Annotated in this window: 21 protein-coding genes; 3 read left to right on the top strand and 18 right to left on the bottom strand. The window is 54.7% G+C overall.

All coding sequences use genetic code 11. The annotated features are described in order from the left end of the window. From HT136_RS26260 to HT136_RS08520, 4 genes are all read right to left on the bottom strand, one after another. Positions 1–192 (bottom strand): DUF6771 family protein, encoded by a 192-nt coding sequence (locus HT136_RS26260; RefSeq protein WP_246543523.1) that lies wholly within the window; start codon positions 190–192, stop codon positions 1–3. A gap of 409 nt (positions 193–601) precedes the next feature. Further along, positions 602–769 carry a hypothetical protein gene (locus tag HT136_RS08530; protein WP_214199312.1) on the bottom strand — a complete coding sequence of 56 codons (168 nt, stop codon included), beginning with the start codon at positions 767–769 and terminating at the stop codon, positions 602–604. Positions 770–780: 11 nt separating this feature from the next. Next, positions 781–1,443 (bottom strand): hypothetical protein, encoded by a 663-nt coding sequence (locus HT136_RS08525; RefSeq protein WP_214199309.1) that lies wholly within the window; start codon positions 1,441–1,443, stop codon positions 781–783. Positions 1,444–1,635: 192 nt separating this feature from the next. Next, positions 1,636–2,382: a hypothetical protein gene (locus tag HT136_RS08520; RefSeq protein ID WP_214199307.1), complete on the bottom strand. Its 747-nt coding sequence runs from the start codon at positions 2,380–2,382 to the stop codon at positions 1,636–1,638. 1,124 nt (positions 2,383–3,506) lie between these two features. On the opposite strand from HT136_RS08520, the gene HT136_RS08515 reads away from it, so the two are divergent. The 3 genes from HT136_RS08515 (at position 3,507) to HT136_RS08505 (ending at position 5,773) form a co-directional block, all read left to right on the top strand. Beyond that, positions 3,507–3,812: a hypothetical protein gene (locus HT136_RS08515; protein ID WP_214199305.1), complete on the top strand. Its 306-nt coding sequence runs from the start codon at positions 3,507–3,509 to the stop codon at positions 3,810–3,812. Further along, a complete protein-coding gene (locus HT136_RS08510; protein ID WP_214199303.1) occupies positions 3,809–5,248 on the top strand; it encodes a DEAD/DEAH box helicase family protein in 1,440 nt (479 codons plus the stop codon). Before HT136_RS08515 ends, HT136_RS08510 begins: the two co-directional genes overlap by 4 nt. A gap of 225 nt (positions 5,249–5,473) precedes the next feature. Continuing rightward, entirely contained in the window at positions 5,474–5,773 is a 300-nt protein-coding gene (locus HT136_RS08505; protein WP_214199301.1) for a hypothetical protein, read from the top strand. A 49-nt stretch (positions 5,774–5,822) separates the two neighbouring features. Here HT136_RS08505 and HT136_RS08500 read toward each other — a convergent pair whose 3' ends face one another. The 14 genes from HT136_RS08500 to HT136_RS08435 all read right to left on the bottom strand — a co-directional run bounded on the left by HT136_RS08500 (position 5,823) and on the right by HT136_RS08435 (position 22,758). After that, positions 5,823–6,221, bottom strand: a complete 399-nt coding sequence (locus HT136_RS08500; RefSeq protein ID WP_214199299.1) for a hypothetical protein — start codon at positions 6,219–6,221, stop codon at positions 5,823–5,825. After that, positions 6,221–6,448 carry a hypothetical protein gene (locus tag HT136_RS08495; RefSeq protein ID WP_214199297.1) on the bottom strand — a complete coding sequence of 76 codons (228 nt, stop codon included), beginning with the start codon at positions 6,446–6,448 and terminating at the stop codon, positions 6,221–6,223. The genes HT136_RS08500 and HT136_RS08495 overlap by 1 nt, the downstream gene beginning before the upstream one ends. A 10-nt stretch (positions 6,449–6,458) precedes the next feature. After that, positions 6,459–7,748, bottom strand: a complete 1,290-nt coding sequence (locus HT136_RS08490) for a hypothetical protein (RefSeq protein WP_214199296.1) — start codon at positions 7,746–7,748, stop codon at positions 6,459–6,461. 513 nt (positions 7,749–8,261) lie between these two features. After that, entirely contained in the window at positions 8,262–8,621 is a 360-nt protein-coding gene (locus tag HT136_RS08485; protein WP_214199294.1) for a hypothetical protein, read from the bottom strand. A gap of 56 nt (positions 8,622–8,677) precedes the next feature. Further along, entirely contained in the window at positions 8,678–12,580 is a 3,903-nt protein-coding gene (locus tag HT136_RS08480) for a hypothetical protein (RefSeq protein WP_214199292.1), read from the bottom strand. Positions 12,581–12,632: 52 nt separating this feature from the next. Continuing rightward, a complete protein-coding gene (locus HT136_RS08475) occupies positions 12,633–12,785 on the bottom strand; it encodes a hypothetical protein (RefSeq protein WP_214199290.1) in 153 nt (50 codons plus the stop codon). Beyond that, positions 12,782–13,150 carry a hypothetical protein gene (locus HT136_RS08470; RefSeq protein WP_214199289.1) on the bottom strand — a complete coding sequence of 123 codons (369 nt, stop codon included), beginning with the start codon at positions 13,148–13,150 and terminating at the stop codon, positions 12,782–12,784. Before HT136_RS08470 ends, HT136_RS08475 begins: the two co-directional genes overlap by 4 nt. Further along, positions 13,147–15,906, bottom strand: coding sequence for a coiled-coil domain-containing protein (locus tag HT136_RS08465; RefSeq protein ID WP_214199287.1), 2,760 nt, complete (start codon positions 15,904–15,906; stop codon positions 13,147–13,149). Before HT136_RS08465 ends, HT136_RS08470 begins: the two co-directional genes overlap by 4 nt. Before the next feature lie 45 nt (positions 15,907–15,951). Then, positions 15,952–16,731, bottom strand: a complete 780-nt coding sequence (locus HT136_RS08460) for a hypothetical protein (RefSeq protein WP_214199285.1) — start codon at positions 16,729–16,731, stop codon at positions 15,952–15,954. Beyond that, a complete protein-coding gene (locus HT136_RS08455; RefSeq protein WP_214199283.1) occupies positions 16,728–17,102 on the bottom strand; it encodes a hypothetical protein in 375 nt (124 codons plus the stop codon). Before HT136_RS08455 ends, HT136_RS08460 begins: the two co-directional genes overlap by 4 nt. A gap of 18 nt (positions 17,103–17,120) precedes the next feature. Then, positions 17,121–21,236 (bottom strand): tape measure protein, encoded by a 4,116-nt coding sequence (locus HT136_RS08450; protein WP_214199281.1) that lies wholly within the window; start codon positions 21,234–21,236, stop codon positions 17,121–17,123. A 34-nt stretch (positions 21,237–21,270) separates the two neighbouring features. Then, the gene (locus HT136_RS08445; protein WP_214199279.1) at positions 21,271–21,597 is read right to left on the bottom strand and encodes a phage tail assembly chaperone; all 327 of its coding nucleotides are present in this window, start codon (positions 21,595–21,597) and stop codon (positions 21,271–21,273) included. Positions 21,598–21,647: 50 nt separating this feature from the next. Further along, the gene (locus tag HT136_RS08440; protein ID WP_214199278.1) at positions 21,648–22,079 is read right to left on the bottom strand and encodes a hypothetical protein; all 432 of its coding nucleotides are present in this window, start codon (positions 22,077–22,079) and stop codon (positions 21,648–21,650) included. 133 nt (positions 22,080–22,212) lie between these two features. Then, entirely contained in the window at positions 22,213–22,758 is a 546-nt protein-coding gene (locus tag HT136_RS08435; RefSeq protein ID WP_214199276.1) for a phage tail tube protein, read from the bottom strand. Between the last annotated feature and the right edge of the window lie 137 nt (positions 22,759–22,895).

Below are 22,895 nucleotides of genomic sequence, written 5' to 3'. Positions count from 1 at the left end.
TTACGGGAAGAGCCTGAGTTGGTCAGGATCAGGTATGCCCGGATAATCGGCGAGCCGGTCCATGATATTGTTCGCCAGTTCGGCTGCCGCCTTCTCGCGCATGTGCTTGCTCGGTTCAGTCAACCCAACTCGCGCCCATCCGGGGCTTGAGAGCAGGGCCTCTGCAATCTGGTGAGGGTCGATTCGTTCCATAAGCAGATATTGGAACAAAATGGGAACAAATTGCAAGTGGCTTGCGCTGAGCTGGAGGCGTGGCAAGCTCGTGCTTCACAGATTTGGAGGAGCGCAATGTCATCGCGAGTTTTGCAGCAGGCAATTATGGAACGGCTGCGAGACGGGCCAGTTGATGCAATTGATGGGACGCTGCCGATTCCACCTCATTCACGTGATGAGATTGAACCAGTGATCGAAGCGCTTTGGAAAGCTCGAAAAGTGGAGATTTACGGGCCACCGAACGCGAACTTCTTCTTTGGCGTTGAGCCCGAGGTGTTCTACCTGCCACGGCATAGGAGCCTCGTTCGCCGGTAATCTAGAATTTGAAGAGCCCGCCAGTTTCCTGACGGGCTTTCCTTTCGCGACGAAACCTCTGTTTCTCATCTACTTATCGTGGCTTATGGGCATCCAATGCACGGTCGATAGCAGCGAAGAGTATCGCCCAAGCGTCCTGAAATTCCAGTTCGTTTTCGTTATTGAGAAGCGCTTCAACGTCCGCGTCTAAAATGTCCTGCAACTCGTCGGCAGGGATCGGTGTGGCTGTCAGTTCGGTCATGTCAGGCTCCTTCAAGCTGGGAAGTGGAAGAGGCCAGATTCGTCTAGCTTCATCGGCTTCGGCTGATGCTCAGAGCCTTCTTGCTTCAATCGTGCATTGGTCCACACGCCACGGTTCGCGGCAATGAACTCGGTAGGATTGAGGAACTCGCGGCCGTCATAGAGCGTGACGACTGGCTCGATTGAGGGAACCGTCGAGGGTGCGAATAGGAATGTGGCTGAAAAGTCGCCCTTTGTGTGACCGTTAATGTCCAGCATTTCAGTCAGAAGCGAGGCGATGCGCGTGTACTCGTCGGTGTTGAAAATAGGCTGTTCGAACATGACGGCTAGGACTAGCCGTTCTTGCGGCTTTGGATTGTTGATTTTGTCCTGAGCGCGAATGAGATAGCAGTTATATGGAAACTCGTCCAACCTCTCGATAATGTCCTTTCGGGCATTTGATGGGAACGACAGTGCAACTGCTGTCATGTCTACAATGCATTTCTTGTTATGGGTTCCAGCATATCTTGCGAAGCTGAGATAGTGCTGCGCTTTGGTCTGCGCAGCAAGTCGGCAGATATGTGTTCCAGCTGATGCGAAATTCTCGTCACCATATACGTTGCCAACGTAGGGCTCTTTGACCTTTGCACTGTCTGTGCGTAGCTTGAATGAGGTCAAGTGGATTGTTGGATTCATGTTCTTCTCCCTAGCAATTGCAGCATTTCCTGCTGTCAATTTATTTATGGATTTCAGGAAGAAATCGGGCTCATAAGGAACCTGATAAGTAGAAGTGCAACGAACGAGATGCTCGCAAGGGTTGCTCAGTCTTGTAGTTGCTCTTCAAAAGAAAGAACCCCGGAAAGCGGTTAAGCCTTCCGGGGTTTGCTCTTACTCGATTTCCGCGAGTTCGGCGTTCGTCGCAGCGTTCTGAGCCGCATTGATGATCGCCTTGCCGCGCTTCTTCGCGAGGGTGTCGCGAGTGCCATCTTCAAGGGTGCGATACCCCATCAGATAGACCTTGCCATTTTCGACCTTGAACCAAAGCTGGCCCTGCTGGGCGTTGTCCGGGAGATCGAGAACGGCTTCTCGCACTTTCTCCAAAGAACCAATCTCCATCGCACTGCGCACGGACAGACCGCGCTTCAGTTCGTCATCCGACGAGACCTTAGCGGTGGTCTTCTTGTTCTCGGCCCGGTCCTTCTGTTCAATCCCCTTGAGGTTTCCTTCGGTCTCCTCAATGTGATCGACGATGGACCGAGCGTCAGCGAACTTATCCTTGCGCTTGTAAAAATACCGGAAGACGCAAGCGTACTTCTCGGCACTCCGATTGGGTTCGAAGATCGTCTGATCTTCGTCCTTCCACTCCCCGTAGAGGAGCTTCACAATCGGCAGGAACTCGTTTGCACCGGACTTGGCTTCACTGATGTTGCGCTCCTTAAGAGCGGACTTCAATTGTGCCTTGTCCAGCTGAAGGATCTTCAAGGCGATCAGAAATGCTTCCGCAACCTGCTTCCAGAGTTCCCTCAAGCCGTGAACCTGAAACTCGCGCTGCTTTTCGAGATTTGCAGGAATGGATTCCTGAAAGCTCTTAACCAGAGCGTTGACGGGATTGGTCGAGTTGATGTTGGTCGTCATTGGTGTGGCTCCTTGAACCGAGAAAACGGCCCTTGGGCCGCTGACACCGCTTGATGTCAGCCACTCGATTGTTGACCTTGTCGATCAACCAGCCAGCGCGAATGCTGACTGAGGACACCCGGTGAGTTCAAATACGACCGAGGCACCATAGGGTTATGCAACGGAAGAGCAGAATCGCGACAATGCTAGGTCTGGCCCCTACATTTCTGCCGGGCCTACTCACACTCGGAGTGAGCATCACCACTGCCTGAGGCTTGCGCCCCATCCAGATTTCCACGGCTTTTGACCATGGCATTCGTCCATGCTTGAACATGGACCAACAAGCGGTTGGTTCTTGAAGCCTGACGACATTTTCAAAGAGCTTGGCAGGCTTGCACCTGACAAATTCGGATTAATAGTCATGAGGTTAAGGATTGGTTATCCGTGAAAAATCCGGGTGCAACGGCGCGCTACTCACATAGGGCTTCGCCCGATCTTTCTCGTTTTCCGTCCTGGGTGGATAGCCGATCACATCTGAATGCCAGACCAAACCCGTCAGCTGACAAACCGCAAGTCAGATATGAACCCGGTCGAACGCGAACGAGCCAGCGAGTGAGTGTGAGGCCGAGGTGGCTATCTGACTTGCTGGTAGGGCCGAGCAGTGAACACGCGAGTGTGAGCAATCGGCCATGCCGCCAAGCCGATATTGATTTCTTAACAGCTAGATAGCCATATGGAGGCAAAGCCATTCGTCCTGCTCGCGCAGTCCGTGCTGGCTTGCCTGCGACTGGTCTTTTCAGGACCGCACTGGTTTCCGGTCCGCTTCGCGTCCCAGAACCCATAGCGATCAGAAAAGAACCACCCGCATTTTCATAGAAGTAAATGGATGCAACGAAAACCCTATTAGTAATAGTATTCGTTGCATAAGGTGTGAGTAGCGCGCCGTTGCATATTTAATTAATGACACATCCTTATCGGCCCTGTTATAGTGATTTTAGATAAATAAAAATGAAGCAAGGCAGGGTTCGCAAACTGCCGCTTCGGCAGTAGAATCCTATGTTGCTTCGCTCCAACGCGAAAAGAACTTGAACCTGCTGTCCAATGCGAACCCGGACAGCGGGTTCTTTTCGTTATGGAGATTTAAAATGAAGACCAAAAGAATTGTTGAATCGGAATCATATTTTAGCCAGTGGATCAACGGTGAATATCAGTATGATCCGATTGCTGGATGCCGTAATGGCTTTGCAACCGTAACTGTTGATTTCAACAGCGAGGAACATAAACGAATTAGTCAATACATTCGTGATACAAAAATCCCCGGTATGATCACAGAGTATCGCGTTGAGAACCGCTACTTTCGTGAGCGTGAATTCACTAAGGAGCCGGTAAAATATGAGTTCGAACACCGCGCATACTTGATGAGCGCGCTTCTCAGCGGTGGCGCAGCATGAGTCAGACGATCCACTATGTCAGCGCGCCAGCCGGTTCAGGTAAGACGCATCAGCTAGTCCATCACGCAATTGCAGAGGCTAAGGCCGGTCAGAAGTACCTGATCGTGCAGCCCACAATCGAACTGATAATGCAGACAATCCGCAAGATCAGGAACGCTGGTTTCTCGCAGGTCAAGGCGATCTACAAGCTATTCGAGTTCGATTCCGTCGCGCCGAAGATCGCTAGTCACATGCAGGCGGCTGTGCCCGACGAGGGCGAAATCCTGCTCATCACGCACGAAGCGCTGCGCAGGCTCAAGGACAAGGGTCATCACCGTCATTGGCACCTCGTAGTCGATGAGTTCATGGGTGTGTTTGACCACATCGAACAGCGTATTGCAGAGACGCACAGGATCGTGACCGAACACCTTGAGCTGTCCGATGAAGTGGCTCCGGGCATCAGTGTCGTGCAGATGAAGACCCCGGTGGCAATCGAGACGCTCATTGCAAACCGCAAGGAAGACCAGAACGTCTCGACGTTCTTGCCGCTGCTGAACCCGATCCAAAGTGATGACCAGAAGGTTTATGTCAGCACGGAACGCTATCGTGACCTGATCGAGAACCCCGAAACCGATGGCCACTTGGACTTCTTCGCGATCTTGGAACCGACATTCGTTGCGCGTTTCAAGTCCGTGACATTCCTTGGCGCGAATGCTGAGGCGACAGAAATGTATGTTCTCTGGCAGGCTTTGTTCGGTGTTAATTGGGTGTGTCACTCTGAGTTGACGAAGGACTTGATGTATAGCCAGCACAAGTCTGGTCCACGTCTTACGATCAGCTATCTTTTCGAAAACCAGTGGAGCAAGCGCCACGCCAACAGTGCCGACGAAGATGGCACCACACTCGAAAAGGTGGGGGCGTTCATCCGTCGATACTTCGAAAACGAGGATTTCCTCTGGCACGCCAATGCGATGGTCAAGGATACGTTCTTTAACCCCTACGACCGATTGCCAAACATCGCGCACGGCATCGACAAGGAAGAGTTTCGCAGTGTCAATCGCGTGGTTCTGCTGAGTGCGCTGAATCGCCGTGATGCAGCCTACAAGTTCCTAGAAGCCGTCGGTGTCGATGTTCAGGCTTCACACGCGATGATTTCATATCAGGCAGACTATCAGGCAATGATGCGCTGCTCGCTGCGTGATCCGAATGCGATTGCTCCGGTCGAGGTGATCGTAGGCAGCAAAGGCAATGCTGAATGGATTGCAGAACGCTTTCCCGGTTGCACAGTCAGGCAGCTGGATCATGGCATTGCAGGTTCACGCAAGCCGGGTCGTCCGAAAAAGGACAAGGTGCTCACAAGCACAGAGCGTTCACGCAAGCACCGTGCCCAGCAGAAGGATGCTGCTCGCGCTGCGCATGAGGCGCTACTTGCAGTGGCAAGAAAGCTGGAAAAGTGAAATTAAATAATGACGCGATTAATCCCGTTATCGTATTATGACTTAGTAGGGCAGTTAAGCGGGTGACTGTCCTACTCCTTATCTCCCTTAATATAGGGATTTTAGATAAATAGATCGAACGCAGAGCACTACAACATAGCGTTTCTAATGAGTTTCGCCGCAATGGCGTGAACCCTCGGATTGGTAGTGCGATCCGAGGGTTCAATCTATTTGGAGCACTACACAATGACTACAATCACATACTGTTTCGATCCTGCGAAATTACAAGAATACGCCCAAGAGATCACTCCCATCCTTGACGCTGCTGACCTAGACAGCACCAACAGCTTCATCGCTCGCAATTTCGCCAAATCGATCCTGTTCCAGTGGTTTGAGGATAACACTGCTGGTGGCTGGTGCGAGATGTGCGACGCTTGGATGAACTTCCAGTTCGGTGATTTCGATATGCCTCTGGGTGTCGAGATTGAATTTGATGACCCGAACGAAGCAATGCTGTTCAAGCTGACCTTTGGTGGCGCAGCATAACCAACGGCAACGACTGAACGTAAAAAGCCCCGCAACCTGCGGGGCTTTTTTATTGGGGTGGAACCGGGACCGTGATGGTAGTCTGGGCCGTTGCAACTGGGGGCTTCTTCGGTGCCAAAGATAGCTGGAAGCCAAAAATGCCAACTGCGCCAATTACAATGCCGATGACCACTCGACCGATATTGGTAACGAGTGTTGCGCCTCTTCCTGCACCTTGCAGTTCCTTGAACCTACCTTCATGCTCCTGCACGGTTGTTTCGACCTTCTGAAATCGGTCAATGTAGGTCAAACGGGTTTGTGCCTCATTCTCTAGAGAGCGAAGCCTGAGTTCGTGTCCCTCATGCTTTCGTTCCATGTTGTCTAGCTTCGTGTTGATGTTAGCGAAGCCGTCCTGAACCTGTTGCCTCAGAGCAATCAGGATATCGCGCATTTCTGTATCTGCTGCCATTATTCGGCCTCTCCCTTCTTCTTTGAAGGGATCACCGCGCCAAGCACTGCAACAGCTAGAAAGAGCCACGACCACGGACTTTGCAATGCGGCTGCACCTGTTACGCCAGCCCCTATTGCTACCCATGTGGTGCGCTCCTCTAGCCTTGCAGCAACATAGCCCTTGAATGCGCCTGCGCGCTGTACGAGCCCTCGTAGGGCAGAACTGATCCCCTCAATGATCTTCATGTTCTACCCCTTAGGTGTTTGAGAATTTCTCGTAGGTGAGTTCGGCAACGACGCGCGAAACCGAGATTGTCGCTGCGGTTGTGGTGCTGCCAGTCGAGACCCAGACAGTTGGATAGAGCGGCACATAGTCAGGCCATAGATCGCCGCCCAGCAAGTATGCACCGTCCCAGATGCCGCCAGTCATCACGCCCTCAAAGTCGTGCTTGATGACGATGGTGTGATAGAAGCCGTTGCCATCGCGGCCCGCGTATTGGCCATACGAGACTGCGTTGCCTTCCGGGTTGCGCATGAAGCAGATATCAGCGTCGTCGCTGTTGCAGCCAACACCGACATAAAAGCCAGTCTGTGCAGTCGGCTCAACGTCGATTGGCGCGTCAGGGTTTTCACAGAGGCCAACGAACCAACGCTGACCAGCTGCGATCTGAGGCACACGAATACGCAAAGTGACATAGAAGCCGCCCTTGTTGGTCACCCCGTTCTGAACGACAGGAACGCTGCTCTTCCAGTAGGCAATCGAGCCTGCTGCGGCATCGGTCGTAAGGTGGAGTTGTGGTTCGTTGTCGCGATCGGTGTTCGCGATCATTGGGCTGGAGAGATTGCCTCCGGTAGTGAAGGGCATACCGAAGTGGCTTGCATCAGTCAGGCCGTTACCGTGAGCGAGCCACTGGCGATGAGTTGCAAAGCCGGGGTGAATTCCGACAGGCGTATAGGTGTTCGAGCGCCAGTACGAAGTAGGATTGAGGAACTGCCTATTGGCAAGCCCGAACTGGCCTAGCGTCACGGCGTCGCCAACAGTTGGATAGCCAGTGTCGGGGTGAACCCTAAGTGCGCTGTTGGCTAGGCCATCGTCGCCGCTCTTGTAGACGAATCCGTAATCATCGCCTGTGATCGTCGCACCACCACCACCAGAGCCTCCGCTTGGTGCGTCAACCCATTCGGTATTGTAGTCTGTGCCGTCTACCTTGCTGAGAATTTGCCCTGCGGAGCCTCCTGCGGCTACACCCGGTCCAGTTGCGCCCGTAGCACCGTCTGCACCCGCTGGACCCTGTGCGCCGTCCTGACCGTCGTTACCGGCAGGGCCTTGCGCGCCATCTGCACCAGCTGGGCCAGTCTCGCCAGTGTCACCCTTTGGACCAACTGCTATGCCAGCGTCCAGTGTGCGTCCATCACTCAGAGTGAGAATGAGGTGTCCGTTAGCGTCGATCTGAGCATAATCTACGCTCACACCGTCTTCGCCGGGAGTACCAGAGCCGCCAGTCATTTCATCCAGAAAGACCTCGAACCTCGATCCGCTAGCCATCTCTAATACGAGAGTGCCATCGTCATTGCGGAAGTCGGAAACGCTATCGCCGGGTGCGCCGGGAAGACCGGGCGTTCCTGCTGGACCTGCGGGGCCAGTGTCGCCTTTTGGTCCCTGTGGGCCAGCTACCGTCGATGCTGCGCCCGCTGGTCCAGTGTCGCCCGTGTCGCCTTTGGGGCCTTGTGGGCCTTGCGATCCAGTGTCGCCCTTAACGCCTTGCGGACCTTGAGCGCCGATGGGACCTGTCGCACCAGCAGGGCCAACTTCGCCCTTAGGTCCAGTCGCTCCAGTGTCTCCTTTGACGCCTTGTTGGCCGGTTGGACCAATATCGCCTTGAGGGCCGATTGGACCAGCAACACCTTGTGGACCTTCTGCGCCGACGAGGCTTGCTAGCCATTCTGCTTCTGTGCCGATGAAACCCGCTTCGACAGCCACCACATAGGCGGAAGCGCCAGCAGGACCGGGAACAGGAACTAGACCTTTGTTGTACCTTAGAACACGCTCTCCTGCCACTTAGCTCACCCTGACCGCTGTTACGGTTCCATTCTCAATGATTGATTTGATTGCGCCGTCCGGTGTCTCGATCCAGAAATTGAATTCCATCGAGCTATCTTCGCGGATGAAGCGCAGCTGATTGTTCAGGAAGGAAAGGTACATGGACTTGGTTTCGGTGATCCAAATCAGGCCGTCACCGAGAGTGAACAGCTTCAACCTGCGTCCGTCTTGGCTGATGCTCAAGAAAGCAGCTGTCGGGTCGAAGTCGATTAACTCGCCAGTCTCATCATCTTGCATTTCCCAATACTCTTCGAACGACTTTGCAGTGTCAGAGCCGGGATAAAAATACTCCAAGATGATTTCTTCGCTATCAGCCATGAGCGGGTTCCTTCCTTATTGCTTGGGTATTTAGCGAAGGAACCCGTTTGCATGGCTTATGGCTTGTATGGCCTATTGTTCGTGGTCTGGTGGTATCGGAACCACTCGCTGCCAGCTGACTGATATCCGCGAGCAGTTTCGCTTGCCAGCTTCTCTTGGAACTTGGCTTCTGCATTTGCTGCGGCCTGTTCCAGATCAGTTCCCGTCATGCCCATATCGAGCAAGAGAGCAGCACCAGCCAAGTTGGCATCATTTGCCTGACCATCGCGGCTGTAGACGTTCGTTCCATCTGTGAACGTGTCCCAGCTAGGAGCCGCGCCATGTGCTGCAATTACCTGCGTCAAGTTCTGAGGAAGGGCCGAAACATCGTAGCCAGCATTTAGGATATCATCGACGGTCCAGTACATGACCTGATAGTCGCTACCAGCCATGTTCATCAGGTCGCCATCGTTCATGCGGTTCACAATGCGCTTGCGATGGATTGCCTTGAGCCAGTTCACAATAGCTTCGCACTTCTCAGACTGCTCGCTTAGGGCATCTAGGAAGCCTAGCTTGTGAGCAGCGTGTAGGATCGACAGCCAGTAACCGGCTTGGAACTCGGACAGTTCCAGTCCGACACCCTCAGTGTAGTAGCATGGGCCGAACTTGTTACAGCCCGCGTAGATGGCATTATAGCCACTGAAGCCACCACCGCTGTTGAGCATCGAAGGCGGGTTCAAGAAGCCGGGAGTTGTTGCGTACCAGCGATCATAGAACAGTTCGAAATCGAAGACGACCCAATCCATGATATCAGCGCGACTGTAGAGCCTCGTCGAGTTGGTCGAAGCTGTCTTCCATTGCATAACAGCGTGCATGAATGTCCAAGCCTGTTCACGTGCGCTGATGCTGCTAGGCCAGTCGGCTAGGATCGAGTTGCCGTACATTCGGCACTGATCGGAGAAGTTAACACCGAACATAGCGAATTCGGGCGTCTGCCAAAGTAGCGAGCCCCAATGCGGGAACTGGTGGGCGTGCAAGCTGTCGATTTCGAAGCCGCCGAAGTATGGCCTGTCCGAAGTTGCACCAGAACTTGGTACATAACAGCGAAGTGGGTTCTGTCCCGTTGACCACTCGTACAAGCGACCAACCTGATAGTAGACTGACTGTTCAGCCGGGCGAGCAGCATCGCCGTAGCCATAATAGTGGCTACGGGTGCCGATATTGCGGCGAGGATTGTTCTTGTAGAGCGGTGTGATCTTGCCATTCACGACCATGTTGAACGGGTCACTCGCATAGCCGGTCATGTAGCTGAGTGCGATATCCGCTAAGGGAGTTCCATCAATGGGGCGCGTCTTCGTTACGTCGCGCATGTACTGAGCAACCGGCTCGGGGATAATCTGACGGTCATCGCGAGTACCACCGGGACCAACAATCGGGCAGCGGCCCATTGTGTTGAATGGCTCGTACTTCAACCAGAGCGCAGCATTCGGCGTCATTGCGACCGGAGCATACAGGTTCTTGTATGGATCAAGCGATGCTGCGCCCCAATCCTGAATGGTCTGGTAGTCGTATGCGCCCCACTGCCACGGCATAGCTTTCCAGTTCGCGAAGCCATTGGACTGGCCTTCACCGGCTGCGGAACCGGCATAGACGCGAAGGTCATAGCCGTTCACAGATGCATTCGTGTGGGAGGCGAATGGAACGCGCTGATCGTAGACCGGCAAGTGATCGTAGATGAACTGCTGACCGTATGCAGGTGGATTGCCGTTGCGATAAACGACCGAACAGCGCGTGGTGCCGAACGGATACCAGCGATTGTCTGAGGTGATCTGAGCAACAGAGCGACCGTCATATTGGCCTTCCCAAATCGGCTTCATCGAGGACGAATTGAGTGGCTGACCGCTTGGCATTTCAACGCGCTGCAAGAGCGTGCCTTCGTTGTCGTAGATGTACCACTTGTGGGGGCGCATGTAGGTGTTCAGACCGGATGGATCACCGAAAGGCTCAGTCGCAGTGTCTAGCGAGTAGACGAACTGGAACATGACGTAATTGCCCTGACGAATGCCCTCGCATCCGTAGCGAATGCCGTCGATGATCGGAACATCGCCCTGAGGTCCAACCTCTGTCCAAGAGCCCTGTGCGCCATAGAGTGTGCTGTCTTCGAAGCGGCAGTTTTGAGCATACGGCTTGGTCATCACTAGCTCATTTGCGTGAGCGACCGCTTCGCCGGTCGAGAAGTCCATCAGGACAGCCTTGTAAGGTCGCCCAGCTGGAAGAACCATTTCACCAACGACGATGGAAAGATCAAACTGCTCAGTTCCATTAGCAGTGTAGGAAAGGACATGCTCGGCCTGCTGAGTAGTGACGCCAGTTGCATCAACGACAAGGCTCTGCAAGTCGTCGAGAGTTACAGTGCCATCTGCAATCGTGTTGTAGGAGGTCGAAACGTCTGGCTTACCAATCTGGATGCCAACGTACTCAACAACCAGATTGTCCACTGAGTTTGAGGTGTTCTCAACCGAAGCGTTTAGCTGGAAGTCGCAATCTGAGGTGATGCGCGGCTTGATTTCCGTCGGCTTGCTTGCGCCGTACTGTTCGCCATTCACGTAGAACGTAACGATGCCACCAGTGCCGTTCTCATCGTTCTCCCATTTGGTCTGGATAAGGTCGTCAGTGTCGTAGAGGTCACGGATTTCATCACTGATGACTGAAATGCCGGACGTACCTTCGCGATGACACGAGAACTCAATCGAGCGATTGTTCCAGTGCTTTTGGTGGGCAACGTGGCCGACGCCGTAGCTTTCTAGCCTGCCCATAATCGCGCCGCCTTGTGGGGTGATGCCCTTAAATTCAAGCATGATCCAAGGCGGGGTTTGGGTTGTCAGTGTGTCAGAACTCGAAGGGAACTCGATGTTCAGCTTAGGCGTGATGAGGTACGCATTCTTGTTCAGGGTAATGCGACCATCAGCGTAAGAAGTTGTACCTTCGCCGCGCTTGGAGAGCGTCATTGTAGACGCCACCGCATCGCCGGTCACAGGGTAAGGCGAACCTGCTGCGCCAGTGTACCAGATGCTCTCCGTTGGGGTGACAATCGGGGTATCGACCTGACGGCGGATTTTCAGCTGGCTATCGGTAAATGCACGGCTGAGAGTTAGGGTAGCAGTGGTGCCGTTGAGGTTCAGGCCAAGTGGCGTAATCTCGTTGAGTGGAGCGTAGAAAGTCGCGCTACCAGAGAGGTCGATATCTTCGCCGGGGTTTTCTGGCTGAGGCAGTGGCACGTTCGAAAGGCCAACTACGAGCGCCATACCAGAGGCAGTAGTCCTGACCCACATGCCTACACCGGCATTGGTGCTACCCTCAGGAATGATGACCTCGGCTTCCTGAGTAAGTGCGACGCCCGGTTCACCGTCTGCTACGGGAACGATCATGTAAACGCCTTTGCCGCCTGCTACCTGACCGGCGAACTGCGTTACGTCCACAACGCTCTGAATTGCAACTTCGCCGCCGCTTCCGGTTCCATCTTGCCCGTCTTGGCCGTCCTGACCATCAGCGCCCTTGACCAGTCCTGCGTCCAGAGTTCGTCCATCGCTCAGAGTGATAATGAGGTGCCCAGCGCTGTTTACCACTGCGCTTGTAATGCCGGGACTACTTGTGCCGCCGCTACCATCGCCAAGGCCTCCGTTGGCAATCAGGTCATTGATCGCCGCGATCATGTCGTTGATGGACTTCTGGCTGCTAAGCGCGTTCGGATGGATCGGCACCAGTGCATAGCCCTTGTTGGTCGAGGTCGCGCCAACATATGGGTAGACTAGCGTGATGCTGTTGCGGCTGTTCACCGATGCAATTGGATAGCTCAGACCATCCATGTTCAGCATCAGGCCGGGGTAAGTTGCGACCCAATTCGTATCAACGCCAACCACCTCAACAGAGCCGTTCGTGACATTCACGGTGCCTGTCGTATCAAACTCAAAAGTCGCCATTATCGGATTTCTCCCGCCATATCGTTTGCCGATATTTAGCGGGGCAGGGCAGTCACTCCGGCTTAGGGTATTTGTCCTTGATGGCCTGAATCATGGCGCGCCAAGCGTCGTAGCCTTCGTGATAAAGGATATCCATTTGCTCCTGCCATGTAGGATATTCGGCGGCTCGCTGACCTGCGTAGCCCTTCTTGATATCTAGCTTCATTCTGCCTCCGGGCCTGTTGGCACTTCGATGTGAGTTGAGAGGAAACAAGGGTGGTTCAAGAACACCATCAGGCTCTCTGGAACGTCTGCATCGAACTCGATTGAGCCGTCATCGACTGTGAATTCACCTTCCTTCATGATGATGTGGGTTCCAGTCGGGAGATTGGACAGCTTGTTATATTCGATGGTCAACGCGAACGGTTCCTTCTCCTTGATGCTCATGGTCGCAAGGTCGAGATAGATGCTGTTTCCGCTCGTTCCTTCTGGAACTTCGACCTCGATCACAGAGGCGTCTCGGTAATCGGCTTGCTTGCTACACACGGACAGCAATGATCCATCTGATTTGAAATAGGCGTAGTGGGTCATCGTTTCGCTCCCATAAGCGTCATAGTGATGTTTCGGACGTAGAATGACCTCGCCACTGACCTCGGTGTATGTTGACCTGAGTTGATGCGAGCGAGCACGCGGACCTGCGATCCATCTACAACGGTGTGCAGACCACCAGCTATGCGCCAGTATGAGTTACCATCATCGGTTGATATTCCGAGAACGGCAGAGTTTACGGAGCGATACCCGCTACCAGTATCTACGAACAGTTCAACGAAGCTGGATGCGTCGTAATAAGCGGTAGCATCGACAGTGAATGTGACGCTGACGATGCCCGATCCATCAACGCCGTCGCCGATGGTCATGAAACCGGTATTTAGAAAATCGACTGTTCCGTTTGCAGGGCAGTAGGTGTCTCCAGCGGTGTGTATCGTATTGGCGGTGATTGCGTTACCTGCGACCTGCAAGGTATCGACGAGCAGATTGGTTATCTGTCCCTGACTGACTTGCAGCTTGTTCGCGATGAGGCTGTTAAGAACTGCGCCTTGCCCATCGAGATAGAAGAGCTGTTGCTTTCCATTAGGTGTCCATACAGAAAGCGCGTCAGTCTCGATGGCGGTGTTGATGATGCCATTTTCTCCAACTACGCCGATGCCGCCGACGACCTTCACGCCGTTCACTTCATTGACGACCTTCCAAGTCAGCGATGATCTCACCAAGCCGTTGGTGTCAGCGATAAGCTGGACGTTCTGTTCGTAACTGGCTGCATTGGTAGGGTCCAGTCGGGCTTCCAGACTTGAAACGCGCTGGACCCACGCGCCATCATCGCCAGCAACTGCGGATTCAACTTCCTGCAACCTGCCTTCAACTGCGCCAAAGCGCGTGTTGATGCCTGTGAATTGCGTTGTCGCAGCACCATTTGGACCGACGATTGCGGTCGTGACCTCCTGCTTCGCGGCTTCGATCTTCTGGCCGGTCTCGTCCGTTATCCTAACGCCTAGTTCCTCGATTTTTTCGAGGGTGGCTTCGTTGGGTTCTGCGACGAGACGTTCGACAGTGCTGATCCTGCCTTCGGTGTCCCCAACGCGCAGTTCAATGGCGTCTGTGGCGTCTGCATTCGCTTGGTCTTTCTCAGCCCTGATCCTGCGTTCCTCGACGAACGCTGCGTCCACATCGTCACCGAAAGATGCGATCCCGGTTTCCAATTGTTCGACGGCAGCTTCGACTTCGCTAGCGATCGTTCGGTTCACCTCTAGGAAGCCAGCTTCAACGGTCCTTTCGTTTTCCTCGACGCGGGAAGTCAGATTTGTGAGATCTTCCGAGACGAGTGCCCCGTTCTCGTCGATGCGGGTACTGAGCGTGCGGATCGCAATATGGTTTTGGTTGTGAAGTGCAGTCTGTGCCTTGAGCAACTCCGCACCGTAGCTGAGGTTAACGTCCTGAAATTCGATTAGGTCGGCGTCCAAGGCTTCACGCGCGAGATCGCGGAAGTTGCCGCGAAGATCATTTACGTCATCTGAAATATCTTCGACGGCTTTGCCGATCCCTACTGCAACCTCTTCGATTGCATCCTTGAGGGCAGAGGAAATCTCGCTGTCGCTGTGGACCGAGAAGCATCGACGGCCACCGACGCGGACCTTGTAGGCGCGTGTGGTAGTCGCCGGTTTCGTGATGCTCGTGACCACAGGCCAGGTTGTCCTGCCTTGCTGGATCGTGATGGGCTCTTTGTCGTGTGTATTGCGACCGAAGCGCCAGACATTGTTTCGGTCTGGGAAGAGGTACGCGGCTAGTTGGTTTGCTGCTTCGCGGAGATAGTTGCCGACTGCGATTGTCGGTTCGTCCTGATTGTCCTGCTTCTCGCGAGCATCGAGGTAATCGCCCCATGTGTGTGGGAAATCAGCATCGAGAGCGGCTGCGGAATCGTAGTCAATCTGGGCTTCTGGAATGCCTGCAATGTCGCGCAGCATCCAACACGCGATAGCGCCGAAAGAGGTGATTGCATAACCGTTGTCATCGACTGCGCCGATCACGTCTGCGGTGTGCTTTCCGGTTGGCTCTGCGCCTAAGCGATACATGCCCACGGCAGGGGCCTTAGCCCACGTGCCCGGTGGAAGCTGTTCGACGGTTAGGCCAATCAATTCCTCGTAGCTGTCAACGATCCACAGGGCATCACCCAAAGTGAGAGCGTTTTCGTAGACGGCCAGCACATCAGCAGTCGGGCCATAACCGTGATACTGCCAGACGAGATAAGCCGGGTCGATCTGCAAAGGCTCGATGTTCTCGACCTTGCCGACTGTGAAGGGTTTCAAAAGACCCTTCATGTCCGCGCCACCATCGCTTGCGCCAGAGCCGCCATAAGAGGCGTTCAGGACTTCCTTCTTCAAGTCGGAGTCCGGGCCAAGTATGGCGAGACTGCCCACGCTGTACGATGCAACTTCTAAGGCACCAACGCGCCCGCTTGGGATTGCGCTATAGGTCGATAGGGGGGCGCCGTATTCGCCCCACATGAGCTTGCATGGGTAGCCGTCAAAGTCGTAACCGCGCCAGTCGAGATTGCGAAGGTCTGCGCTAAAGCTCAGGCCGAGTGACCCGTAGTCGATTGAGATTTCGCCGGGTACGCCATTCTCGCTCAGAGAGTACGAGTAAACCGGCGGACTAGCGATGCAAGGGATATACTGGAAATCGCTGTCAGGGAACGATACAGGGCCGTGACCAGCAGAACACATTCGCAGGATTTCCTGCTCATCCGTTCTCGGATTATAAGCTGTAATTTCTGCTACAAAGACTCTCTGCACATTTCACCCCATATCCTGTCGGATATTTATGAGGTAAGGTCGTGCTTAGGCTCTTAGGCCAGATACCTCGATATCTATCTCCCACCATTTATGGTATGGGTTCTGCCATTTGCTACCCTTCATACGACCATAGACGGTCCAGTGCTGTGCAGTATCTAGGTTATCGGGTTCAGGAGCGAACAGCACTGGCTTCTTGAAGCCTGCCCTCATGAGGAATGGGTCCAAGGCAACGAAATCGGCTTCATCTACCTGACCGATTGTGGCCTTTACGCCGGGGCGACTTGGGTATTCCTGAACGTCCTCGTAGTTGGGGCCGGTGGTGATAATGCTGTCATCATACAGGACCTTTTCCCAACCGTAGTTGATGCCGGTTGGCACCTCGAAACGCTCGCCCATCACGACACGAGCAGCCTTGACCTGACCGTCAGGGTGGCCCGGTGAAAAGAAGTCGATGCGCCAGAATGGAGCCTGCACGGACTGCCCTAGGTCGATGATCGTTTTCGTCGTGTAGGGGTCTTCTTTGTTGCCCTCGAATGCAGGCAGGACGCCGCTATCATAGACTGAATTGGTCGCAGTTTCGTCCCATGTAGCACCAGCACGAACACGGATGGTATCAGTGGTTCGCTGGTTGGTGTGCAACACCGCAATTGTGTCTACGACTGCCAAGCAACCAAGCACGACATAGGTATCGTTCAGGCCGACTGAACGCCATTCCATGTCCATGTTGTCATTGGTCAGGTTCACGCCCGGAGCCGCTGCGAGTTCAAAGTCCGTAGTCTCAAACGTCATTGGCTGTGCGACTAGGAGGAATGGTTGTGAGATCATTTGATCGGCCCTTTCATGACCACGGTTGTGATCCAGTTCTTGTAATCGACGTTGACGCTGATGGTGGTCAAACGCTCTGTCACTCGGACAGGCCAGTCGTAGAAGTTGCAGAGAAATGTCGGTGGTGAGCCAACGAGGTCTTCATCCTCAATCACATCAACACCTTGAAAGGTGACGCTGTAGGCTTGGGAGACGTATCGCTGTTCAGCTAGGACTTCATCTGCAAGAGCCTGTGCAGCTTCCATATCGAGGTTCGTATCAAGCGGAATGACACGGGCCTGAGACTGCTCAGCTAGAACGTCATTGTTGATAGATTCTGCGTACCTGTATTCCTGCTGGACGAACGAACCGCGTTCTGGATCAATGGCCATTTGTCACCTCCCCACTATTTACACGGTGCCCGACTGGTAGCCGTTGACTGCACTGCTCACCTTCCATGCAGACACGCTGCCGCTTGCCCTGATGGCTTCCAAAATGTCGGCTAGGGTCTGATTAGTCTGGTTTGTCTGCTTGACCTGTTCCGCAATCATTGAAGTCTGTGCTTCAATGGCTTCTGCGTTGCCGGTCGTGTCAGCTGCATAGATATCGTTGATGGCCGACGAGGCTCCATCGACGGCACTGAGCAGTCGATCCCTGATGTTCTGTGCCTGAGCCGTGGACGTGCCGTAGGTATCCTTGGTCAAATCCCAGATATCACTACCGAGTGCGGACAGGGCCGAAGTGTCTACGGCCTTACCTGCTGCGATATCGGCCTCGTACTTGGCAAACTCAGACAGCTTGTTGTTCAGCTGGGTCACTGCGCTGAGGCCGGAGCCTTCACCCATCAGCTTGTCCTTGAGGCTGTTCAGGTCGGACAGCTGGTCCTCAAGCATCTGCTGGCGCTGAAGCATGTAGTAGCGATCCACGTTCGCCAGCTCTGATGCTGTAGCGGCATTGGCGACCATTTCTTCGCGAAGGGTCTTCCACTCCTTGTTGAGTTCGGCCAACGGAGCGCCAATCGGATCGTCGATGCGAGCCAGTTCCTTGACGATGTTCTCGTACTTGCTTGCCAGATCAACAGCACGGTCGAGGTCTTCGGCTGCGCTCAGAACGCGCTTCGAAAAGTCCGAAATACCCGAGAGCACGCCTTGTTGCAGAGCGACCTTCATCGCGTATTCGATTGCGGCTTCCTGACCGTCCTTGCCGAAGTCAGTAACGTCGCTGTAGTTGCCCTTGAGCTTGCCGGTGCGTCCGGTGTCGCTGACGCGCCACTTGCCCTTATACTGACCGATGGAAACGGTTGGGGAGCCAGTGAGCGAGCCACCGAGGGCGTCTGCAATCTGATCCAGACCGCTGATGACATTGGTTGCTGCGCCGGTTGCGGCTTGCTTGTATGCGGCCTTGTTGCCCGTAACATCGCTGGTCAGGTATCCCTGATCGCCTAGCGAAATGCTGGCTGTGCCGTACTTCTTCTTCTTGAACAGACCGCCGAGCAAACCGCCGCCAATCGAGCCGATGAGGCCACCGATGGGACCGAAGACCGCCGAACCAAGCGCGCCACCCAACTGAGCGCCAGTGCTGCTAGAACCGATGCCGAGGGCCTTCATCAAGCCATCAGCCATCTGGCCCATCTGCATACCGGAGGCAGCGTTGCCGAGGGTGTTGCCGATTGCGCCTGCGACACTACCCGGTCCCTTGCCGGTGAATATCTTCTTCATGTCGCCGGTGAAGCCTTCGAAGCCGTCGCCGAGGCTCTTCAGCGGGTTCAGCAGGGCCGACTTCTGACCGTTGCGCCCAAGGATGCTATCTAGGGTATTCTGCGATGCCCTCGATGCAGCCTGGCCTATTCCGTTCAGGGTACCATCGGTGTTCTTCCCCAGCACTTCGATGAGCGAACCGATAGCGCCAAGGCCGCCGAAGCTACCGCGCGCAGCATCGGCCAGACCTGAAATTAGCTGGCCGAACTTGCTGATGACCTTGCCTAGCGTACCAGAGAACTGGCTACCGAGTTGGTCGATGCTCTGGCCCAACTCGTATTCGAAGCGAGTAGCAACTTCAGCGGTTGCGCGGTTCAGGCCGTCGAGCGAACGACGATACTGCTCTTCCGTGATGCCGCCATCGGCAAGCGACTTTGAGCGCAACAGGTCCAGTTGCTTCCTGTCTGCTGCGATCTGCTCAAGGTCGAGTTCCTGCGCATTGGCCGGGCTGTAGTCACGGAGCAGGCTTTCGCGGCTCTTGATGAGCCTGTTCTGCTTTTCGATCTCGTAGGTCTCGGCAGCGCGAGCCTTCACCTGATCCAGCTGCGCCTTGTACTCTTCGCCGCTTAGATCGACCTTTTCCTCAAGTGCTCGCTTCTCCCACTCCCAAGCCGATTCTGCGATTGCAGCTTCCTTATCGGTCATCGACAGGCGGCGCTTCTGGTAATCCAGTTCGGCCTTTCCATTATCGTTGGCGACCTTCAAATCAGTGAGCAGTTTCGCAGCGCGGGTCTGGTCGAGTAGGGTCGATAGACGCTCCTTTTCCTGCGCGGTTAGTTCCTTGCCGCCTGCATTCTGTAGGTCCAGCTGAGCCGTGAACTTCTCCGCCTCAATCGGCATCTTGGAAGCAATCTGCCTGTTCTCTTCCAGTGTCCTCCAAAGGTCTTCTGCTGCCTGCTTCTGGCGCTCTGCTTCCTTTGCTGCTCGCTCGGCCTCGCGCTCGGCATCAGTCTTCTTGTGCGTGCCCTTGCTGCCTGAACCCTCTGCAAGTGGAATGGTCGAGACGCCTCCAACACCGGCCTGAGCGCGCAAATTGGGGTCCTGAGCGATGGTCTTGAGAGGGGTCGCGGTGATCTGCTTCAAGGACTTGTCGATGTTGCCCATCGAAGTCTTGAGGTCCTTCATACGCTGTTCGATTTCAGCGTCAGGTGTTCCAGCGCCAACGAGTTCGCCCAGTTCGCCACCGGCCCAATTGCCGATAGACCTGAGGTTATCCATGAGCTTCTGTGGACGATTGCTCGTCATGGCCTCACGGCGACCCTTCTTGCTGACCTTGTAGAGTTCGGTGTATTGCTGGGACAGTTCGGTGCGACGGCCTTCAAGTTCCGCCACGTTCGCAGCACGGCGAGCTTCGGCCAGTTCGTAGAGCTTCTGAGCAGCTTCACCGACTGCACCAGCGAACGCATTGATCTTTGGAACTGCGCTGTTGGCCTCGGTGCCGACACCGGTAACAGTGGTCTTCGCATCGTCCCCTGACAGGCTCATTTGCTTGATGAGGGTGTCTGTGTCAGCGATCACGTTGTTGGTGTTCTGCATGACCGATGCGGTGTTGGCTGCGGTTGCTGCGAAGTAGCCAAAGGCCACCGTGAGCGCGGTGACGGCAGCACCGATAGGACCACCGAAGATCGCCAACAGGCCGGAACCAGCTGCACGGAGGCCGGTCAGTGCGATAGTTGCCGTGCCGGCGACCGGAGCGACACGGGCGAGAGCAAGGGCTCCGGCGACTGCGCCCAGATTTGCGTTGCGGAACGCCACGAGCGCGCCAACGGCATTGACCGCTAGCGTTTGTGCAAACAGGCCGATCTTAGCGGCTACGACACCGCCTAGGATGAGACCGAGTGTCGATGCGTTGTCGATCACGAGGCGCAGAGCGGTCGAGATTGTCTGACCGGCGTTCTGCATCGTCTTCGTGATGCTGCCCATGTCGCCGGTTGCACCAGTGGCGAAGTTGTAGATGGACTGGCTGAACTGGCCGCCCTTGTCGAACGCGCCGAAGGCATCAATTGCCGCGTTCTTCACTGCCGTCATCGCATCGCCAAAGGTAGGCGGAATGGCGTTGAATTCCTCATCAAGCGCAGCCGTGAAGCGCTTATCCGAAAGGGCCTTGAACAGCACTTCGCTGGTCAGCTTGCCTTCACTTGCGAGCTTCTTCAGTTCGCCCTTTGGCTTGCCGATCGCGTCAGCAATCAGCTGCATTAGGCGAGGGGCGTTCTCAGCGAGGGAACGGAATTCGTCACCGGCCAGCTTGCCAGATGCGAGAGCCTGACCCAACTGCAACACGGTCGAGGATGTTTCGCCGTTGGTCGCGCCGCTCACTTTGAGTGATTTCGTGACGGTCTCGGTTGCGCGGGCAATCTCTTCCTGAGTTGCCTTCAACGCCTTACCGTTCTGCGTCATTTTTGCGTAGAGCGTGGTCGTGCTCGAAAGCTCACTACGAGTGCGCTTGGAAATATCGTGGGTGTCTCGTTGGGCCTGAGCAAACGAGTATTGGCTACCTGCTGCTAGGCGCAGCTTTGCGTCCATTTGCGTCGATACGTCGGCGAGTTGGGTGAACTCTCGGATTAGAAAGCCCACTCCGAGTGTACCAATCGCGGTACGCATTCCGCGCATGTTGCGGGTGACGCTGGTAATGCGAAGGTCTAGTGATCCGAGGTTTCGATCTAGTCGCTGGGAGGCGTTACCAAAGCGGTCTAGAGAGCGTTCAGCAGCGAGGCTTTCGGAGCGGGCATTGCTGCTATCAACTACAATGCGGACAACTGTTTCAGACATATGGCAGGACTCCGCTTAGGATTACTGCCGTTATTTATTTTGGTTTGCTGGGCTTCTTTGGTTCAGAAGGCTTGCTCTCAGCTGACTTCAAAACAGTCGCGTCCATTTCGCGGATGATATCGACGAACCTCTCTGTCTCATCGAAGGACATTCCGTAGTGTTCGGCATATTTGAGGATGGAAGACCAAGGGATGCGACAAACGCCGCCTAATCCTGCGGCTGGTCTTTCACTTTCAAGAATGCGGAAAGCATCCCAATAGGAATGATGCTCTTTGGAGATTTCTGGCTCTTCAGCAAGCTGGGCGAAAACAGCGTGTGTGAATTCGCCTCGCTTGCGGAAGGCTTCAGCTGTGGCATACATCTTTTCGAGTTGGCCGGGTGCATGACCTAGCTGCCACGACAGTTTGTCGATTAGTTTTTTTTGGCTTCCTTTGCCGCGACCGCCGCCTTGAAGTTATCTTCAGTTGAAGCGAACTGGTCGAGTTCCTGTGCGACGAAGTAGAGTTCAGGGGTCAAAAGCATTTCGAGGACCGTCGCCATATTGTGTGGAAGCGTTTCCCCGTCCGAGCCAATGATCTTGCTATCTACGATGTAGTTGGAAGCAAGGATGCCGATGTAGAGATTGCGCTTGAGTAGAACCTCTTCTGGCGTTTTGGGGTTATCTGCACGATGGCGTTCGCTCTTGCTCAGCTGGTCCGCCGCGCGCTTGAACTGCAAGTTGAATTCTGGCGAACTGATATCCTGATACTTGACCTTGAACTGGCCATAGCATTCACCGTCTTTCCAGATTTCCGTCCAGACAGCATCAGTCGAGATAGGGGTAGGTAGTTTGAACTTAGACATTAATTTCACCTCAGGTTTTGTAACAGCATCTTGCTGCCGTGTATTTATGCTGAGGATACTCATGGGTGGAGGTAATGGACCTGAGGGAACCATTACCTCCTGAAGCTAACTGCGGTTGAACAGTTGGGGGCTCTTATGCAGTCAGCTTCTCAACGATGAAGTCCGTTTCTACGCCGCCTTCTAGGAAGCCGACTGGAACGAACGTGATGTTGACCATCTGGTTTGCGCCATCTTCGTTATCTTCTGGGAAGGAAGGCTGTGCTTTTGTGGTGATCCTGTAGCCTTCGCCGCCGATCACATACTCCCACGAAATATCGACCGCTGGGTTCTCGATGCCGTTGCGGATGAGCTTTTCTGGCGAGAGGTCTGCGCGGTAGAACGTGACAGCGATTTCGCTGGACTTGCTCGCAGTGCCGATGCCGCGAGCGTATGCGCTACCGAGCATGGTCTGAGGCGAGCGCTCAGGAGTTAGGGTGAAGTTGAGGGTCTGGTAATCGACGGTTCCAAGCCCTTCGATTGTGATGTTCTTGACGTCTGGGCCAGCGAACTTCTCGTTCGTGCCAGCAGCCGCATAGGTCGCGTTAGTTAGGACCGCAGTTGCAGAAGCAAGTTCGAGGCCCTCAGCATCAACGACAGGCTCGGTGCCGGTGCCGATAACCGAGAAGTCGGCAGTGACCATGCCGCCAGCTTGTCAACCGGCGCGCAAAACTGACCCCCTATCGGCGTCCAATATTGACCCCACCTTTCGGTAGTCTGGCGGTTATCCCGGTAGTCGATAGGAGGGGCCCACGGACGACGACGCGCACCGTCAGGTGT

The sequence above is a fragment of the Novosphingobium profundi genome (assembly GCF_018491765.1).
Classification (GTDB): domain Bacteria; phylum Pseudomonadota; class Alphaproteobacteria; order Sphingomonadales; family Sphingomonadaceae; genus Novosphingobium; species Novosphingobium profundi.
This window is presented reverse-complemented; position numbering and strand designations above follow the sequence as displayed.

What these genes read in the sequence shown, in the direction of transcription:
- HT136_RS08450 (WP_214199281.1), bottom strand. Translation starts at nt 21,236, where the DNA reads ATGTCTGAAACAGTTGTCCGCATTGTAGTTGATAGCAGCAATGCCCGC.
- HT136_RS08435 (WP_214199276.1), bottom strand. Translation starts at nt 22,758, where the DNA reads ATGGTCACTGCCGACTTCTCGGTTATCGGCACCGGCACCGAGCCTGTC.
- HT136_RS26260 (WP_246543523.1), bottom strand. Translation starts at nt 192, where the DNA reads ATGGAACGAATCGACCCTCACCAGATTGCAGAGGCCCTGCTCTCAAGC.
- HT136_RS08505 (WP_214199301.1), top strand. Translation starts at nt 5,474, where the DNA reads ATGACTACAATCACATACTGTTTCGATCCTGCGAAATTACAAGAATAC.
- HT136_RS08480 (WP_214199292.1), bottom strand. Translation starts at nt 12,580, where the DNA reads ATGGCGACTTTTGAGTTTGATACGACAGGCACCGTGAATGTCACGAAC.
- HT136_RS08525 (WP_214199309.1), bottom strand. Translation starts at nt 1,443, where the DNA reads ATGAATCCAACAATCCACTTGACCTCATTCAAGCTACGCACAGACAGT.
- HT136_RS08460 (WP_214199285.1), bottom strand. Translation starts at nt 16,731, where the DNA reads ATGATCTCACAACCATTCCTCCTAGTCGCACAGCCAATGACGTTTGAG.
- HT136_RS08485 (WP_214199294.1), bottom strand. Translation starts at nt 8,621, where the DNA reads ATGGCTGATAGCGAAGAAATCATCTTGGAGTATTTTTATCCCGGCTCT.
- HT136_RS08510 (WP_214199303.1), top strand. Translation starts at nt 3,809, where the DNA reads ATGAGTCAGACGATCCACTATGTCAGCGCGCCAGCCGGTTCAGGTAAG.
- HT136_RS08455 (WP_214199283.1), bottom strand. Translation starts at nt 17,102, where the DNA reads ATGGCCATTGATCCAGAACGCGGTTCGTTCGTCCAGCAGGAATACAGG.
- HT136_RS08500 (WP_214199299.1), bottom strand. Translation starts at nt 6,221, where the DNA reads ATGGCAGCAGATACAGAAATGCGCGATATCCTGATTGCTCTGAGGCAA.
- HT136_RS08520 (WP_214199307.1), bottom strand. Translation starts at nt 2,382, where the DNA reads ATGACGACCAACATCAACTCGACCAATCCCGTCAACGCTCTGGTTAAG.
- HT136_RS08530 (WP_214199312.1), bottom strand. Translation starts at nt 769, where the DNA reads ATGACCGAACTGACAGCCACACCGATCCCTGCCGACGAGTTGCAGGAC.
- HT136_RS08495 (WP_214199297.1), bottom strand. Translation starts at nt 6,448, where the DNA reads ATGAAGATCATTGAGGGGATCAGTTCTGCCCTACGAGGGCTCGTACAG.
- HT136_RS08515 (WP_214199305.1), top strand. Translation starts at nt 3,507, where the DNA reads ATGAAGACCAAAAGAATTGTTGAATCGGAATCATATTTTAGCCAGTGG.
- HT136_RS08475 (WP_214199290.1), bottom strand. Translation starts at nt 12,785, where the DNA reads ATGAAGCTAGATATCAAGAAGGGCTACGCAGGTCAGCGAGCCGCCGAA.
- HT136_RS08440 (WP_214199278.1), bottom strand. Translation starts at nt 22,079, where the DNA reads ATGTCTAAGTTCAAACTACCTACCCCTATCTCGACTGATGCTGTCTGG.
- HT136_RS08470 (WP_214199289.1), bottom strand. Translation starts at nt 13,150, where the DNA reads ATGACCCACTACGCCTATTTCAAATCAGATGGATCATTGCTGTCCGTG.
- HT136_RS08490 (WP_214199296.1), bottom strand. Translation starts at nt 7,748, where the DNA reads ATGGCTAGCGGATCGAGGTTCGAGGTCTTTCTGGATGAAATGACTGGC.
- HT136_RS08445 (WP_214199279.1), bottom strand. Translation starts at nt 21,597, where the DNA reads ATGTATGCCACAGCTGAAGCCTTCCGCAAGCGAGGCGAATTCACACAC.